Origin of the sequence: Planomonospora parontospora (assembly GCA_014647935.1) — a bacterium.
In the GTDB taxonomy this organism is placed as follows: domain Bacteria; phylum Actinomycetota; class Actinomycetes; order Streptosporangiales; family Streptosporangiaceae; genus Planomonospora; species Planomonospora parontospora.
In genome coordinates this window covers 216,976-233,430 of record BMQD01000015.1, presented here as the reverse complement: position 1 = coordinate 233,430, position 16,455 = coordinate 216,976, and the positions used below count along the sequence as shown (strand labels likewise).

13 protein-coding genes are annotated in these 16,455 nt (G+C 72.5%); 4 read left to right on the top strand and 9 right to left on the bottom strand.

The genetic code is table 11. The features are described 5' to 3' along the window. Nucleotides 1-452: 452 nt before the first annotated feature. Nucleotides 453-1,742, top strand: coding sequence for an MFS transporter (locus IEZ07_RS23530; RefSeq protein ID WP_204054691.1), 1,290 nt, complete (start codon nt 453-455; stop codon nt 1,740-1,742). Nucleotides 1,743-1,808: 66 nt separating this feature from the next. Here IEZ07_RS23530 and IEZ07_RS23525 read toward each other — a convergent pair whose 3' ends face one another. Beyond that, entirely contained in the window at nt 1,809-2,642 is an 834-nt protein-coding gene (locus IEZ07_RS23525) for an NAD(P)H-binding protein (RefSeq protein ID WP_191896706.1), read from the bottom strand. 137 nt (nt 2,643-2,779) lie between these two features. On the opposite strand from IEZ07_RS23525, the gene IEZ07_RS23520 reads away from it, so the two are divergent. After that, on the top strand, nt 2,780-3,751 hold the full coding sequence (locus tag IEZ07_RS23520; protein WP_417629259.1) for an AraC family transcriptional regulator: 972 nt from the start codon (nt 2,780-2,782) through the stop codon (nt 3,749-3,751). Here the strand turns inward: IEZ07_RS23520 and mctP are convergent. Then, the gene (gene mctP / locus IEZ07_RS23515; protein WP_275413874.1) at nt 3,738-5,330 is read right to left on the bottom strand and encodes a monocarboxylate uptake permease MctP; all 1,593 of its coding nucleotides are present in this window, start codon (nt 5,328-5,330) and stop codon (nt 3,738-3,740) included. The two genes, IEZ07_RS23520 and mctP, sit on opposite strands and share 14 nt — an antisense overlap. A gap of 4 nt (nt 5,331-5,334) precedes the next feature. Further along, a complete protein-coding gene (locus tag IEZ07_RS23510) occupies nt 5,335-5,547 on the bottom strand; it encodes a DUF3311 domain-containing protein (RefSeq protein ID WP_230881787.1) in 213 nt (70 codons plus the stop codon). A gap of 357 nt (nt 5,548-5,904) precedes the next feature. Here IEZ07_RS23510 and IEZ07_RS23505 point away from each other — a divergent pair, with 357 nt between their 5' ends. Then, a complete protein-coding gene (locus IEZ07_RS23505; protein ID WP_068900577.1) occupies nt 5,905-6,819 on the top strand; it encodes an SDR family oxidoreductase in 915 nt (304 codons plus the stop codon). Nucleotides 6,820-6,883: 64 nt separating this feature from the next. On the opposite strand, the gene IEZ07_RS23500 is transcribed toward IEZ07_RS23505, so the two are convergent. Together IEZ07_RS23500 and IEZ07_RS23495 are read right to left on the bottom strand one after the other, a co-directional pair. Then, on the bottom strand, nt 6,884-7,879 hold the full coding sequence (locus tag IEZ07_RS23500; RefSeq protein WP_191896703.1) for a helix-turn-helix transcriptional regulator: 996 nt from the start codon (nt 7,877-7,879) through the stop codon (nt 6,884-6,886). 168 nt (nt 7,880-8,047) lie between these two features. Beyond that, on the bottom strand, nt 8,048-9,262 hold the full coding sequence (locus IEZ07_RS23495) for an MFS transporter (protein ID WP_239320914.1): 1,215 nt from the start codon (nt 9,260-9,262) through the stop codon (nt 8,048-8,050). Between the two features lie 87 nt (nt 9,263-9,349). Here IEZ07_RS23495 and IEZ07_RS23490 point away from each other — a divergent pair, with 87 nt between their 5' ends. Beyond that, nucleotides 9,350-9,925 (top strand): TetR/AcrR family transcriptional regulator, encoded by a 576-nt coding sequence (locus IEZ07_RS23490; protein ID WP_191896702.1) that lies wholly within the window; start codon nt 9,350-9,352, stop codon nt 9,923-9,925. Between the two features lie 21 nt (nt 9,926-9,946). Here the strand turns inward: IEZ07_RS23490 and IEZ07_RS23485 are convergent, their stop codons facing one another. The 4 genes from IEZ07_RS23485 to IEZ07_RS23470 are packed head-to-tail and all read right to left on the bottom strand — an operon-like array spanning nt 9,947 to nt 16,451. Continuing rightward, a complete protein-coding gene (locus tag IEZ07_RS23485) occupies nt 9,947-10,834 on the bottom strand; it encodes an SDR family NAD(P)-dependent oxidoreductase (RefSeq protein WP_204054690.1) in 888 nt (295 codons plus the stop codon). Beyond that, entirely contained in the window at nt 10,831-12,570 is a 1,740-nt protein-coding gene (gene tsrT, locus IEZ07_RS23480; RefSeq protein ID WP_191896701.1) for a tryptophan 2-C-methyltransferase, read from the bottom strand. The genes IEZ07_RS23485 and tsrT overlap by 4 nt, the downstream gene beginning before the upstream one ends. An 18-nt stretch (nt 12,571-12,588) precedes the next feature. After that, nucleotides 12,589-15,276, bottom strand: a complete 2,688-nt coding sequence (locus IEZ07_RS23475; protein WP_191896700.1) for a lantibiotic dehydratase — start codon at nt 15,274-15,276, stop codon at nt 12,589-12,591. Then, entirely contained in the window at nt 15,264-16,451 is a 1,188-nt protein-coding gene (locus IEZ07_RS23470) for a cytochrome P450 (protein ID WP_191896699.1), read from the bottom strand. The genes IEZ07_RS23475 and IEZ07_RS23470 overlap by 13 nt, the downstream gene beginning before the upstream one ends. Between the last annotated feature and the right edge of the window lie 4 nt (nt 16,452-16,455).

The following is a 16,455-nucleotide window of genomic DNA, read 5'->3' as shown; positions in this document are numbered from 1 at the left end:
TCGTTATGAGTGAGGGCCGTCCTTCGGGGCGGCCCTTTCTTGTTTTCGCGGGGTGTTTCCGAGGCGGGGCGGGTCGTCCTTCGAGGGCGGTCGGTGATCGTTATCCGGTGTGCAGTGCGGGCGTCTCCGGTCACCGTGGTACGGCTGCGAGCCGGGCAACTCGCCCCGGACGCGGGCCGCTTCGCCGCTCATCGGGTGGGCCGCCGTCCGAGGGCGGCCTTCCTGTCGCTCCTGGAGCGGGTGTGTCCAGGGAGCGGCCGTGGGTTTCCCGGTGCCCTCTTTACAAACATGCGGGCGATCACCCAGGCTTGTGAACCGGATGGACCCGATGGACCGGATGGACCCGATGATCCGGTACAGACACGGGCCGCGACCAGAACATGCCGCACCCGCCCGATCTCGTTCATCGATTCCTGTTCCTGTTCCTGTTCTCTGGAGTCACGTTGTCCGTCTTGCATGATCGGTGGCGGGTCTCGGTCGCCTTGGCGTACGCGGCCTTCGTGCTGGTCGGGATGAGCGCCGGGGTGGGGGGCGTGCTGCTGCCCGCGCAGATCGACGACTACGGCGTGGACAAGGCCACCGTCGGGCTCACCTTCTTCACCTTCTCCGCGGGGTTCATGCTCGCCGGAGCCACCGCCGGGTCGCTGGTCGACCGGCTCGGCACCCGTGCCGCGCTCGTCGTCGGCGGTGGCGCGTTCGTGCTGGCTGGCCTGTACACGGCGATCCGCCCGCCGTTCGCCGCCCTCGTGGCGGTGCAGGTGGTGGCCGGCTACGGCACAGGTGTGCTGGAGTCCGTGCTCAACGCCTACCTCACCCGGCTGCCGTCGGCCACGACCCTGCTCAACCATCTGCACGCGTTCTTCGGCGTCGGTGCGCTGCTCGGCCCGCTGCTGGCCGCCTGGATGCTGGGTTTCCTGCCCTGGACGGCAGTCTGGCTGGTGCTGGCCGTGGTGTGCCTGCCGCTGACGGCGGGCTTCCTGGTCGCCTATCCCGGAGGCGGCGCCACCGGGAGGAGAGCCGGGCGCCGTACGGATCCGGAGTCGCCGCAGTCCTCCGGTGCGCCCGACCCCGCCGGCCCCGCCCGCACCCCGGAGAAGGCGGAGAAGGGCCTGCTGGCCGCCGCCCTCAGGACTCCCGGCGTGCTGCTCGCCTCCGTGTTCCTCGCCGTCTACGTCGGTTTGGAGATCGGCGTGGGCAACTGGGGCTTCAGTTTCATGGTCGAGGAGTACGGGCAGCCGGGCCTGGTGGCCGGGTACACCGTCAGCGGTTACTGGCTCGGGCTGACCCTGGGCCGGTTCCTGATCAGCCCGGTCGCCGCCAGGCTGGGACTGACGGCGACCGGCATGGCGTTCGTGTGCCTGTTCGGGGTCACGGCCAGTGCCGCGCTGATCTGGCTGGCGCCGGTGACGGCGGTGGCCGCCGCCGGTTTCGCCCTGCTCGGGTTCTTCCTCGGGCCGCTCTTCCCGACGGCGATGGTGGTGGTGCCGAGGCTCACCACGCCCCGGTTGGTGCCCACGGCCATCGGCGTCATGAACGGCGTGTCGGTCATCGGCGGTTCCGCGCTGCCCTGGCTGGCGGGCGCCGTCGCGCAGGGCGTCGGGGTGTGGACCCTGATGCCCTTCGCGCTGGCCCTCGCTCTGCTGCAGCTCGTCGTCTGGCGCCTGCTCGTCACCCGGATGACGGCGGACGAGGGCGCCCCGGCACCGCACCCGGCTGACACGGGTCCGCATCCGTCCCGGTGAGACGGCGGATCACCGGCCTCATACCCGGCGACGGGACGTCGTCCCGTCTGCGGATGCGGACGGCCGTCACGGTGCCGTGAAGGCGCGGGCGTGCTCGGCCGTCCAGGAACGGAACGAGCGCGCGGGAGTCCCGGTGATCTCTTCCACTGCGGAGGTGGCGGCTCTCGGCTCCGCGACCAGCCGGGCCTGAGCGCGGAGAACGTCTTCCACAACCGCGGGCGGCCAGCCCCGGTCGAGCATCCGCCGGCGCGCGGTCTCCGGCGGCGTCTCCTCCCAGCGTGCCGGGCGGCCGGTCACCTCACCGATGACGCGCACCTGCTCGGCCTGGGTCAGCGATTCCGGCCCGGTCAGTTCGTAGGCCGCGCCGAGGTACCCGTCGCCGATGAGGGTGCGCGCCGCGACGGCCGCGATGTCCCGCTCGTGGATCGGCGGCATCGCCGCGGCTCCGTACGGCTCGCGTACGACGCCCTCGGCGCGGATCTGCTCGGCCCACCGCAGGGCGTTGGCGGCGAAGGCGTGGGGCCGCAGGAACGTCCACTCCAGGCCGGAGCGTTCGATCAGCCGCTCGGCGAGCCTCTCGTGGTCTCGTACGGCGGCCGAGGACAGGTAGACGACGCGGCGGGCGTTTCCGGCGATCGCTTCGATGACGGCCGGCAGCCCTTCCGCGGTGGCGAAGGGCCAGACCAGGAACACGGCCCGGACCCCTCGCAGGGCGGCCCGGACGGACCTCGGGTCACGCAGGTCGCCCTGTGCGACGTCCACGCCGGCCGGTGGGCGGGCCGCGGCGGGGTCACGGGTCAGCATGCGGACCCGGGCCCCGGCGGCCGGCAGTAGCGAGAGGACCTCTCGGCCGACGGTTCCGGTGGCGCCCGTGACCAGAACTCCGTGCTGCTGCGGCATCGGTGCTTCCCCTCGTTCGGTGATCTCTGCGGTGACCAACCGTATGGGAGGCGGGAAAGACGATGAATGCTGGCAAGTGCTGGATTCATACGCGTTCGTCTTGTTCACCGGCAGGGGTGCCACTCCGCCGGAATAGGATTCGGCGGGTAGACGTGCTCAGCGACGTGATCGCCATCGTGCGCACCGGGAGTCCCCGTGCGGCCCGTGTCGAATGGCACGCCCCCTGGGGTCAGCGGTTCCCCTCCGCCCCCGGTGCCGCGGGCTTCCAGGTGATCCTGCAGGGATCGTGCTGGCTCATCCCGGCCTCCGGCGATCCCGTCGAGCTGGGTACGGGCGACGTGGTGTTCTTCCCCCACGGGCACGGGTACGGCCTGGCCGACACCCCTTCCACCCCGCTGGCCGAACCCGCCTGCGACCCGCTGGAGGAGACCGGCCTCCTCGCCGCCGCGTCCGTCGGTCGGCCACGGGACGGCGGCGTCACGGTGACCACCGTGACGCTGTGCGGCGGGTACCGGCTCGATCCCGATCGCGCCCATCCGCTCCTGCGTCACCTGCCCGAGGTGATCCACCTGCCTGCCCGCCTCGGGGAGCGTTCCGAACTGCGCGCGGCCGTCGGCCTGCTCGGCGGTGAGATCGCCACTCCCGGTCTCGGCGCGGACACGATCGTCCCCGCCCTGCTCGATCTGCTGCTGCTCTACGGCCTGCGCTCCTGGTTCGACGGGCGGCCCGCACAGGAGGAGATGACCGGGTGGGCGGCGGCGCTTGCCGATCCGGTGGTCCGCGCGGCGCTGGACGCCGTTCACGGCGACCCCGCCCATCCGTGGACGGTCCGGGAGCTCGGCGCGCGGGGAGGCCTGTCCCGGGCGGCCTTCTCCCGCCGCTTCACCGCCCTGGTCGGCCGGCCGCCCCTGGCCTACCTGACCTGGTGGCGGATGACTACGGCGGCGCGCCTGCTCCGCGAGTCGGATGCGCAGCTCGGCGAGGTGGCCGCCCGCGTCGGGTACGGCTCGGAGTTCGCCTTCGCCGGAGCCTTCAAACGGGCGTACGGCACCGCGCCCGGTAGATATCGCAGCCGGGCGCGGGCCGTACCGGGAGTCAGTGGGCGGTGAGGTCGAGGTCCTTGATGCGGGGGTCGCCCTCGTCGGCGAGGTAGTGGTCGGGATGGGTGGCGTCCCCGCCGTCGGCGAGCCCGGCGGCGCGCGCGACGACCGTGCCGAGGGCCGCGACGGCCAGGTTGACGGCCAGTGCCAGGACGCCCGCGTAGACGGTCATCTTCGTGTCCAGGCCGAGCTTGTCCAGCGGGAACGCCGATCCGGCGAAGTGCAGCTTGCCGGTGGCCGGGTTGCCGATGTTGTAGAGCAGGAGCATGCCCGCGCCCATGCCCGCGACCCAGCCGGTGATCAGACCGGCGCGGTGGAACCAGCGGGTGTAGAGGCCCAGCGCCACGGCCGGGAGCGTCTGCAGGATGATGACGCCGCCGATGAGCTGCAGGTCGATGGAGAAGCCGGTGTCCAGGAAGAGGATGCAGGCCACCGCGCCGACCTTGACCAGCAGTGAGGTGATCTTGGAGACGCGGGCCTCGTCGGCGTCGCTCGCGTCCGGCTTGACGTACTCCTTGTAGATGTTGCGGGTGAACAGGTTCGCCGCGGCGATCGACATGATGGCGGCGGGGACCAGGGCGCCGATGCCGACCGCGGCGTAGGCCACCCCGGTGAACCAGTCGGGGAACATCTGGTCGAACAACCGCGGCACGATCGTGTTGTTGTCCTTGCCGATCGGCGTGGTCCCGGCCGCGATCGCCATGAAGCCGAGCAGCGAGATCAGGCCGAGCAGCAGGCTGTAGGCGGGCAGCGCCGACATGTTCCGCTTGATCACGTCGCGGTTCTTCGAGGCCAGCACGCCGGTGATGCTGTGCGGGTAGAGGAAGAGCGCGAGCGCCGAGCCGAAGGCGAGCGTGACGTACTGCAACTGGTTGTTGGCGTTGAGCAGGATGCCGTCGCCCGGTGCGGGGGAGGCGGCGAACTTCTCCTGGGCCTTGTTGAAGATCACGTCCCAGCCGCCCAGCTTGGCCGGGATGACGATGACCGCGGCCAGGATCACGATGTAGATCAGCGTGTCCTTGACGAAGGCGATCAGCGCGGGGGCGCGCAGCCCCGACTGGTAGGTGTAGGCGGCCAGGATCGCGAACGCGATGATGATCGGCAGGTGCCCGGTCACGCCCATCGACTTCAGCACGGCCTCGATGCCGACGAGCTGCAGGGCGATGTACGGCATGGTCGCGACGATGCCGGTGATCGCGATCAGCAGGGCGAGGGTGGGGGAGCCGAAACGGGCCCGGACGAAGTCGGCCGGGGTCACGAAGCCGTGGATGTGCGAGACCGACCAGAGCCGGATCAGCACCAGGAACACCATGGGGTAGATGACGACGGTGTACGGCACGGCGAAGAAGCCCATCGCGCCCGCGCCCCACAGCAGGGCGGGCACGGCGACGAAGGTGTAGGCGGTGTAGAGGTCGCCGCCGACCAGGAACCAGGTGACCCAGGAGCCGAAGCTCCGGCCGCCCAGGCCCCACTCGTCGAGGCTGGCCAGGTCCTTGGGCCGGCGCCAGCGGGAGGCGACGAACCCCATGCCGCTGACGACCAGGAACAGGACGGTGAACACGATGATCTCGGTCAGGTGCTCCCGCACGACGTCACCGCCCCCGCTTGGTCATCTGGTAGACGATCGTGGTGCAGGTGACGCCGACCGCGATGAAGGCGAGCTGGAGCCAGTAGAACATCGGGAAGCCGAGCAGCCGGGGCTCGTCCGAGTTGAACAGGAAGGGCAGCAGGGGCAGGACGATCGGGACGAGCAGCAGCCGGTTCCACGGGCTGCGATCGCTCCGGTTCCCATTGGGTGCGGACAACGCGATCTCCTCATATCGGAGAGAAGCCGGTCGGCCACGGACCGGCCCTTCGGGCTGACCGGCAGAGTAACCATGTGATCGTTTCATTGCGGTCACCGCGCGTCGAACGCACCCGTCAGCGCGCCGAACGGTCGGCCGGTCGCCTGCACGGCGCCGCGGTCGAGGTCAGGGCCGTCCCGCTCCGCCGCTCTCGTCGCTCGGCGAACGGATCCCACCGGCCGCAGAATGACCCGCGTCCCCGCCTTGACAAGATTGCAAGCGGCTCGTGAAGGCGGGGAGGTCCTGCCCGGCCTGTGCGTGGAGATCGGCAGAGAAACATGACAGTGGATGTCCCCTTATCCGGTCAGCATCGTTCCCATGGAGAAGACACTGACGGGGAAAGTCGCCCTGGTCGCCGGGGCGACGCGGGGTACGGGCCGGGCGATAGCGGCGGAGCTGGGCGCCGCAGGGGCGACCGTCTACTGCACCGGACGCACGACGCGGGAGCAGCGTTCGGAGATGGACCGTCCGGAGACCATCGAGGAGACGGCCGAGCTGGTGACCCGGGCGGGCGGCGAAGGGATCGCCGTCCAGGTGGACCACCTGGAACCGGAGCGGGTGCGGGCGCTGGTGGAGCGGATCGACCGCGAGCACGGCCGGCTCGACGTGCTGGTCAACGACATCTGGGGCGGTGACAGGCTGGCCGCCTGGGACACGCCGCTGTGGGAGCACTCCCTGGACGACGGCCTGCGCCTGCTCCGGCTGGCGGTCGACACCCACCTGATCACCAGCCACTTCGCGTTGCCGCTGCTGACCAGGAACCGGGGCGGCCTGCTCGTGGAGGTGACCGACGGCACCTGGGAGTACAACGCCGGCCACTACCGGGTCTCCTGCTTCTACGACCTGGCCAAGGTCGCGGTGAACCGGCTGGGGTTCTCCCAGGCCCACGAGCTGCGCCCGTACGGCTGCACCGCGGTCTCCCTGACTCCCGGCTGGCTGCGCTCGGAGATGATGCTGGAGATCTACGGGGTGAAGGAGGAGAACTGGCGTGACGCGCTCGAGAAGGAGCCGCACTTCGTGATCTCGGAGTCACCCGCCTTCACCGGCCGCGCGGTGGTGGCGCTGGCCGCCGACCCGGAGCGGGAGCGCTGGTCGGGCCGGTCGCTCTCCAGCGGGGGGCTCGCCCAGGTGTACGGCTTCACCGACGTCGACGGCACCCGGCCGGACGCCTGGCGCTACCTGGTCGAGGTGCAGGACGCGGGCAGGCCCGCCGACGCCACCGGCTACCGCTGAACCGCCCCGGAGGGCCGGGAGGCCGCCGCCTCCCGGCCCCCGCCGGGACCGAGGGTGCCGAGGTCTACGGGTGCCCGGGGGAGGGCCGGCCCCGTCCGGGCTCCGCCGAGGGCGGGCCGTACAGGCGGGACAGGCGGGCGGCGGCGTCGGCGAGGAGGGCCCGGAGGGCGGGCGGGTCGAGGACCTCGGCCTCCGGGCCGAAGCGGAGGCACTGGCCGTAGGCGACCTCGGGGGACTCGACGGGCAGGACGAGCGTGGTCCAGCCCTGCTCGTCGGGCTCCCCGGCCGAGGCCAGCGCCTCGTCGAGGGCCGCCGGATCGGCGACGTGCCGGAGCAGGCGCATGCCGTCGGGGCTGAGCCGCACCGTGACGCGGGCGGTGAGCAGGGAGCGGGTGAACTCCGCGGCCCGCGCGGCCCAGAAGGCGGCCAGGTCGAAGTCGCGGTCCCGGTCGAAGCGCCGGTCGGCGTGGACGGCCACGGCGGAGAAGCGGTCCACCCGGTAGATCGCCGAGCGGGTCGCCAGATACCAGACGCCGGCCTTGAGCACGAGGCCGTACGGTTCCAGTGTCCGCTCGGCGCCCCGGTAGAGCCCGGTGACCGGGTGGTCGCCCCAGACCGCCCTGGCCAGCGGGGCCAGGGGCGCCGGGGGCGGACGCTCGCTGGCGAACCAGCCGGGGGCGTCGAGGTGGAAGCGCTGCGCGGCCGTCGCGGGGGCGTCGCGCAGGCCGGGGGAGAGCGCCGCGGACGCCTTGAGCCTGGCGGTGGCCGCGACCTCGCCCAGCCCCATCTCCCGCAGCGCCTCCGGGACGCCGGACAGGAACAGGGCCTCCGCCTCGGCCCGGTCCAGGCCGGTGAGGCGGGTCCGGTAGCCGTCCAGCAGCCGGTAGCCTCCGCCGCGCCCCCGGTCGGCGTAGACCGGGATGCCCGCCTCGGACAGCGCGAGCACGTCCCGGTGCACGGTCCGCTCGGACACCTCCAGCTCCCGGGCCAGCTCGGCCGCGGTCATCCCGCCGCGCGACTGGAGGAGCAGCACCAATGACATCAGCCTGGCCGCACGCACCCGCCGACCCTAGCGCCCTGCGTCCGAGATCCGTCGGCGGTGTTCAGCTCGACCTGGTTGATCCAGGAGAACCCGGCCGGGGCGAAATGCATGGGGAAGCGAGGGTGACGAGTCGGCCACGCCCTGATCGCCGGAGTTCACCGCGGTCATACGGGGTTCGGGCCGATCCTAGACGCGTGCCGGTGTCCTGCCGCCGGCCGGATCGGGGGTGCGAGCCGCCGGGGTGGCGAAGGTCGCCGCGATGACGATGACGAGGACGAGGACGAGGGCGGAGCGCAGGCCGTAGTGCTCGCCGAGGAACCCGAGGGCGGGCGGTCCCACGAGGAACGCGACGTAGCCGAGGGTCGCGGCGAGCGAGACGCGCGCGGCCGGGTTCTCGCCGGAGTCGCCGGCGGCGGAGAGGGCGAGGGGGAAGCCCAGGGAGGCGCCGAGTCCCCACAGGACGGCGGCGGCCGCGGCGACGGCCTGGTGGTCGACGAAGATGACGAGGGCGAGACCGGCGGCGCCGGTGATCGCACTGGCGGCCAGGACGGGGGCGCGTCCGAAGCGGTCGACGAACCGGCCGCCGGCGAAGCGGCCGAGGGTCATCGCCGCGGCGAAGAGGGCGTACACGGCCGACCCGAGCGCGGCGTCGAACCCGTGACCGTCGACCATGACGAGCGGGAGCCAGTCGTTGGCCGTCCCCTCGGCCATGGCGAGCGCGAGGATGATCGCCCCGATCAGCAGCAGCCTGGAGTCCTTCCACACCGCGGGCCGCTCGGCGCGCGGGGCGGGCCGGCCGTCGTCGTGTGCCTGCCGCCCGTCGCCGGCGGGGATGTGCCGGACGGCGAGCGCCAGGCCGGCGGCGACCACGACGGTGACGATCATCAGGTGTGCGACGACGGGGAACGCCAGGGCCGTCAGGGCCATGCCGCAGGCCGCCCCGAGGACCGTGCCGAGGCTGAAGAAGCCGTGCATGGCGGGCATCGTCGAGCGGCCCAGCAGGCGCTCGACCTCCGCGCCCTCGACGTTCAGCGCGACCTCGCCGCCGCCCATCCCGAAGCCGAAGAGGCCCAGGCCGAGTGCGACGGCCGCGCCGGCTCCCGCGGCGGCGCCGATGCCGATGACGGCCGCGCCGGCCGCCACCGCGACGGTGCCGGCCGTGATCACGGGTCGGGTGCCCCAGCGCGAGACGAGCGGTCCCGAGCACAGGATGCCGATCATGGAGCCTACGGAGAGCCCGAACAGGATGAGCCCCATCTGCGAGGTGGACGCCCCCACCAGGTCCCGCACGTCGGGAGTGCGGGTGACCCATGAGGCGATCGTCAGGCCGGGGAGGAAGAACAGCGCGAACAGGGCGTTGCGGCGCGCGGACAGGTGGACGGGCACGAGAAGGGCTCCCACGGCGGACGAACAAGGGGCAAAAGGGTTGAAAAGACTGTACTGATGTACACACTAGGGCGGGGTCGTCGGCCATGGCAACATGGGGGCGTGACAGGCACGCGGCGGGAGGTACCCAACGACCCGGGACGCAAGGACCGCATCCTGGACGCCGCGCTCGACGTGATCGCCGAGTGGGGCGTCCACAGGACCACGCACCGCAAGATCGCCGAGCGGGCGCGGGTCCCACTCGGGTCCCTGACGTACTACTTCGACGGCCTGGACGACCTCCTGGCCCAGGCCTTCGCCCGGCTGGCCGACACCATGAGCGAGCTGTACCGTGCGACCTTGCAGAAGGCGGCGTCCGCGCAGGAGGCCGAGGCCGCCGTCGTCGACCTCATCTGCGGACCGGCCTACGCCACGGCGCGCGACATGACGCTCATCTTCGAGATGTACGCCTACGCCAACCACAACCCCGCGGTGGCCACCACGACCCGGGCCTGGCTGCACCGCAGCCGCGGAAGTCTCGCCCTGCACTTCCCGCCGCACGTCGGTCAGGCCCTGGACGTGCTCGTCGAGGGCTGGCCCATGCACCGCACCTTCGACCGGACACCGCCCGACCGGGCCCTGGTCGCCGCCACCGTCCACGCGATCGTGACCGGCGTCCCCTCCCCGTCCGGCACCTGAACCGCCGTGGCGTTCAGGTGTTCAATCTCGGCAGGCCGCGGCCTGAGGTGATCTCCAGGCTCTGCTGAACGAGGCTCGGGGCGGCGAGCCTCCGCGGGCGCCGGCGAGCAGTTCGTCGAGATCATCGACGCCCACGTGCAGGAACTGCCCTGCAAGCGGGTCCAGCTCCCCGCGCGCCACGCGGATCACCGCGGTCACGATGAGCGCCGGGTCCGTCCACTCCTCCCGGTTCCTGCAGATGGCCATACCGAGTGTCATGTCCGTACGGACCGCTCCCGGGCTGATGTCGAACAGGTGGACGCCCCGCGGCGCGAACGCTCCGGTCAGGGTCTCGGACAGGGCCAGCAGAGCTGCTTTGGAGGCGCTGTAGGCGGAGTAGCGGATGTCTCCCCGTACGGCGAATATGGAGTTGATGTTGACGATCCGGCCCTGCCCGCGCCGGACCATGTCCGGTACCGCCGCCTGGCAGGCGTTGACGGTGCCGCGGAAGTTCGTGTCGAACACATCCCACCAGTGCCCCGGATCGGCCTCCCAGAAGGGGACCTCTCCGCGGTCGACGAGGCCGGCGTTGTTCACCAGCAGGTTCAGCGGCCCGAGCGCGCCGCGCACGTGCTCGACCGCGTCGCGGGTCGACTCCGCGGAGCGGACGTCCGCGACGGCGACGGTGACGGCGGCCCCCCGCTCCGCGCAACCGCGCGCGGTCTCCTCCAGCCTTCCCCGGTCCCGTCCGACCAGTCCGACGGACACACCCTCTCCGGCGAGCCCGACGGCGAGCAGGCGGCCGATGCCGCGGCCCGCACCGGTGATCAGTGCGACCTGCCCTTTCAGGGTCCGGGCCGTTCCGCCGGTGGCGCTCATCGCCGCACCGCCCTCACCGTTGTCCCGGCGGCCCGGAGTGGAGCCGTTCACCGGGCCGCCTCGGCGGCCAGCGCCTCGAGAGCGCCGGTACCGTTCATGATGTTCTCCCGGTCGCGCCAGTGCGCCCAGAACGCGCCGGTGTAGCCCTTCCTCTTCAAGCTGGTCAGGAACGGGTTGTCGGCGTAGTTGTTGTCGTTCTCGCTGCTTCCGTTGAGTGTCGGCAGCATGACGCGGTAGTACTCCGACTCCGGGATGTGGCTCCACAGGAAGTCGACGGACTCGTGCCAGATGCCGTTCGGGCTGTTCACCGTCTCCGGGGACTCGGGGAGATCGGGAGAGAAGTAGCAGACCAAGCGGAAACCCCCCGACTCGTCGAACATGAACTGCCTCTCGTACTCGATCGGGCCGCTGCACTTCTCCATCGGTTTCAGGATGATCGGCCCGGTGGCGTTGTTGGACTGGAGCCCGGGGAGCGTGCGCACCCCGTCGCACCGCCGGGCCAGGGAGATCGCCAGATCCGTATAGGGGAAGAGACGGAGCCCGAGGCTGAAGCCCGTCACCGTGGCGTCCAGGTCCATCAGCCGGTCGACGCACTCCCGCATGGTCTCCCGGGTCTCGCCGGGCATCCCCAGCAGGGCCTCGACCATGGTGAGCATCCCGTACCGGTGGCTCAGCTCGACCAGCCGCGCCGTGTCCTCGAAGCCGTAGTACCTGGTCCCCTTCTTCGTCACCTTCCAGCCGTCGAGCATGTCGGAGCGGACGTGGTCCGTACCGATGTTCACGCCCGCGCAGCCCGCGTGCGCCAGGAGTTCCGCGAGTTCCTCGTCGAAGGGCGACGGCTGGCAGTAGACCCAGAGCCGCAGGCGGTGCAGCGAACCGGAGGCGTCGCCGTCCTTGCGCCTGATGATCTCCCGCAGCAGCTGCTTGCTGTGCGCGATCGACAGGTTGAACTCGCTGTCGGTGGTGTGCAGGTCGTAGATCCCCTGGCCGGTCAGGGACTCGATCTCGTCGACCACGGATGCGACGCTCCGCCGGGTGAGCCGGGTGCCCTTGGCGTCCGGCTCGACGCACTGCGTGCACCGGTAGACGCAGCCGTTCTTGGTCAGGATGCTGCCCAGACCCCCCAGCCGGTAGTAGGTCAGGTTGTCGACCTTGTACGGCACGCCCGACCGCCGCGTGTAGGGCAGTTCCGTCTCCACCTGCCAGGCCCGGCCCTCCTCGCGGCCGGTGGGAAAGGGCAGGGAGGCGGTGACGGCGGTCCGGAGTTCGCTCAGTACGGGCGGCGGCACCCGCACGACCTTTCCCCGCCCGCGGTTGACGAGCAGGCCGGGAACGCCGTCGGCGGGCCGTCCGTCGTGCAGCGCCTCCGCCAGTTCGCAGAGGATGTGCTCCCCCGGCCCCTTCACGCCGAAGTCGACGCCGAAGTAGTCGACGAGTGCGAAGGGCATCGTGGAGAAACCGACTCCCCCGGTGACGACGGGGGAGTCGGTCAGCCTGCGGATCTCGTCGATGACCTCCTTGTACCGGTCGACGAAGGGACGTTGTTCGAAGGCGTACACGGTGTCGGTGTTGCGGCACGTGACACCGACGAGCAGCGGACGCCCGGCGTCCCGGAAGTACGTGCGCAGCACCTGCCGCCAGTCGTCCGCATGGAACGTCAGATCCAGTACGTGCGCTTCGAACCCCGCGGCCTCGAGTGCCGTGGTCAGCACGTCCAGGGCGTACGGGGCGATGGGAGGATGGATCTGGTTGGGGTTGACGAGCACGACAACACCTTTGTGTCGCATGGATCTCCTTATGGTTCGTCAGGCGTCCGGGGTACGGCGCGCCTCGGACGCGGCGGCGCGGCCCGCCAGGACGCGCGGAGGCCGGGAGGTCTCCAGCACGTACTCGGCCGCCCGGCCTTCGCCGGTCGCTGCGGGGTCCGGCAGCGGTTCGGTGAACGTCAGGGTGGTCTCCGGAGCGACCGCCAGGGCCGGCCAGCACAGGGGCTGCGACAGATCGACGTAGATGGGCTTGCGCACCGCGGCACCGGACGGGGAGCGCGCCTCGAGGACCGCGCGTCTGTCGGCCAGGCCCCGCACGACGCTCCACGGGTCGGGAATCGTCACGGTGCGCAGGAACGACCGGCGGGGGACACCGGTGCGGGCGCACCAGCGGTGCCAGGCCGCCGCCGCCTCCGCCGGTCCCGGCTCTGCTGCGGGGAGCGCGGCGCGGGGGACCTTCCAGGTGCGCCGGTCCAGCACCAGGCGCCCGAGCACCAGCCGCGGGTAGTGACGGACGGACTCCGAGGCCTGCGGCGCCTCCGCGGTCACCATGGCGTCCACCTGGTCCCACAGGTCGAGCGTGGTGCCGGACACCGGGCCGAAACGGCTGAGCCACCGGTACAGTCCGGGGGCCACGGTGGGCAGGGTCGAATTGTGCGGGACCGGGAACAGCGGACGTCCGGCGAACCGGTCGCTGAACAGCAGCAACCGTCCCCCCGCCGCCTGCACGACGCATTCCGACAGGTCGATCCGGGTCGCGGGGGCGCACTCCAGCGCGCGGCCGGGATAACCCAGCGCGGCGGGCAGCACGAGGGGGTGTTCGTTGACCGTGGCGCCCAGCAGCGCCGAGATGTCGACCATCACGCCGTCGTCGTGCGGCGCGGCCGCGGTCGCCGCCCAGTGCCGCAGCTCATCCATGCCGCGGTCGTCCAGGGCCGCGCCGAAGCGTGCGGCGAAGCGCCCGTAACCGCTGCTGACGCCGTTGACCACGACCCGTTCTCCGGCCCGCTGGAGCGGCCAGGCCGCGCACGGCAGATCCAGGACGGCGTCCGGGAGGTCGGCCGCCAGGGCGTCGAGCAGGGCGGGGTCGCACGGCACCTCCTCCGCGCCCGGCTGCTGCGCCGCGGCGCGCAGCCCGGCGAAGAGCCGGGTGCGCAGGTCGAGCACCGCCGCCAGTTCTCCGGTGGAGCAATCGGCGAGCAGGGCGTCGGACTCCGTCCGGCCGGACTCGGCGAACCAGCGGTAGGCGGCGAGGAGCGGCACCGGATCCGGCCCGAAACGACGCCGGAAGGCGGTCGCGGTGGCCAGTTGGAAGGGCAGTTCGGCACCGAGCAGCGGCACGATCCGCTGCACCCGGCCCAGATCGGCGAGCAGCCCGGGGTCGGTCCGGAGGATTCCGTCGTCGGGTCCGGTCCCGACGACGTCCTCGCTGACCGGGGCACGCTCGATCCCCCCGGCGTCGAGGCCGAGGGCGCGGGCGAGCGCGCCGATTCCCGCCGCCGCACGCCGTACGGTCCCGGTGTCACCGCCGCGTGCGGCGGCGTGCTCCGCGTCGCGCAGCACGCACAACGCGTCGTGGACGGCCCGGGGCGAGGGACCGTCGTCCCTTCCTGCGGCCCCGGGCGAGGGAGCGTCGTCCCTGCCCGCGGTCCGGGCGGGGACGGCGGCGTCGGCCGCCGCGCGCAGCGTCCGGCGGCCGTGCGACGGCAGGCGCGGCCCGACCTCCAGCATCCCGCGCCCGATGAGGTCGGTGAGCACGCCGGGCAGCGCGCCGCCGGCGAGGAGGGCGTCCAGGCGGACCGGGTCGCGCACTCCGCGCAGGAAGGAGACCAGATCCGGGCCGCATCGCGCGGACGCGAAGCGCTCCGCGCCGTTCTCGCCGGTCACCAGCCAGGTCACCCGCAGGCCGCCGTCACCGTCGCCGTCCGCGACCGTCGCGCTCGGGTTGACGGTGAGCCACATGCGGTCCGGACGCAGGTACCGGTAGCCTCCGCCCGCGATCCACCGCCGCGTCCAGTCGAGCACCTCGCGGCGCACCCGCACATGGCTGCGCGGAGGGCTCTCCCCGGCGCCACGGAGTGGGAAGCCCTCCCCGGCACCGCGGAACAGCAGGGTGGTCGTGGCCGACCGGGCGAACGGAGTGGGCTTGCTGGCGGCCCGCTGCACCAGCCGCAGCAGGGTCAGGGCACGCCTGCGGGCTCTCCTCCCCGCGGCAGGGCCGGGGTCGATCGGCCCGGCCGTCGACAGGCCGGGCACGGACAACTCGACGGACCAGGCGAGATCGAGGTCGCCCAGTTCCGTCTCCAGGACCGTGCCGGTGGTCCGGGCGAGCTCCGCCAGCGCCGAGGCGAGCTCCCGCCCGGCCGCGTCCCGGAACGCCAGGGCATCGGTGTACGCGGCGGCCAGGCCGGCGGTCTCCGGGTCGGCGGGAAGACCGGTCCCGACCGGCCGGGAGTTGAACGCGTCCCGCCGGGCTCGCAGCAGGCCGCGGCGCTCCTCCTTCGCCGCGGCGGGCACCAGGGCGCTGATGCGGTCGGCGAGGTCACCGCCGCACCGGGAGCAGGCGAGCTCGGCGTCGGCGACGGCCCCGGCGGCCCGCCACACCCGGTCACCGCCCAGGCCCGTCAGGACCGAACCCGGCAGCAGGCACCGCCTGCGGACCACGACCGGGCCGAGGACGACACGGCCGCGATCCGGGGAGGCCGGATCCTCGCCTACCGGCGCCATTCGATCTCCAGCATCAGCTCGTCCAGCCCCCGGTGGAGGAAGTGCGGAGCCCACACGGGCGGGGCGGCCGGGCGGAGTCCGGACCACCGCCGCCCGGCGGTCCGCAGCAGCACCCGTCCCTCCGTACGCGCCAGGTGCGCCCCGAGGCACACGTGGCGGCCCTCGCCGAAGCTGACGCCGGCGTTGTCGGCCGGCGCGCTGCTCGCGAGGAGCTCGTGATTGGCGGCACCGAGCATCACCCTGATCCGGTCGCCGGCGCGGATGCGGTGCCCCTCCAGCTCGCAGTCCTCCTGCGCCACCCGGACGGTGAACGTGAGCGGCGACTCGCCGAGCAGCAACCGGTCGACCTCCGCCGAGACGTCGACCGCGCCCGCCGCGAGGCCGCCGAGCAGTTCCGGGTGCGTCGCCAGACGCAGCAGCAGGCCGCTGAGCATGTTGCGGGACGTGTCGTGGCCCGCGATGTACAGGCTGAAGACGTTGGCGACGATCTCGACGTCGGACAGCGCCTCCGGGGTGTCCCGCGCCGCCGCGGCCGCCGCCAGCACGGAGTCCGGCATGAGCCGGTGCGGTACGGCCAGCCACCGGTGGACGAGGCCGGTGAGCTCGTCGACGTGCGCCAGCGCCGCTCCGACCTCCCGGCCGCCCGGCTGCCCGGACGCCACGCCGCCCCCCTTGCTGATCAGGCGGCACAGCTCGCTGACCTCGTCGCGGTCGCTCTCCGGAATGCCGACGAGATCCCCGATCACGCTGACCGGCAGCCGCGCGGTGATCTCGGTGACGCCGTCGATCCGCGGGCGCGGCGCGATGCCGTCGAACAGCGACGCCGTGGCCGCCTCGATCCGAGTGGTGCGGGCGCGGACGGCTCGGGGGGTGAAGAGCCCGCTGAAGAAGCGGCGCAGACGTGCGTGCCGCTCGCCCTCGGACGCCAGCAGCATGCTCTGGAGGAAACCGCCGTGGCTGCCGCCCTCGGCCCACGCGGACCCGTCCGGCGGGCCGGGCAGGCGGAACCGCGGGTCGCGCAGGACCAGGCGGGCGAGCTCGTAGCCCGTGACCATCCACATCCGATCGGGCCGGCTCCACAGCAGGGCGCCTTGGCGGTGCAGCCTCCGGTAGAGGAGCGCCGGGCACCTCAGTAGGGCCTCGGTCACCTCCGCGGGGGTGGGTCGGGTCGCCATGCCG

Excerpts from the sequence above, each read along its gene's own strand:
- IEZ07_RS23525 (WP_191896706.1), bottom strand. The coding sequence starts at position 2,642 with ATGCCGCAGCAGCACGGAGTTCTGGTCACGGGCGCCACCGGAACCGTC.
- IEZ07_RS23505 (WP_068900577.1), top strand. The coding sequence starts at position 5,905 with ATGGAGAAGACACTGACGGGGAAAGTCGCCCTGGTCGCCGGGGCGACG.
- tsrT (WP_191896701.1), bottom strand. The coding sequence starts at position 12,570 with ATGCGACACAAAGGTGTTGTCGTGCTCGTCAACCCCAACCAGATCCAT.
- IEZ07_RS23475 (WP_191896700.1), bottom strand. The coding sequence starts at position 15,276 with ATGGCGCCGGTAGGCGAGGATCCGGCCTCCCCGGATCGCGGCCGTGTC.
- IEZ07_RS23470 (WP_191896699.1), bottom strand. The coding sequence starts at position 16,451 with ATGGCGACCCGACCCACCCCCGCGGAGGTGACCGAGGCCCTACTGAGG.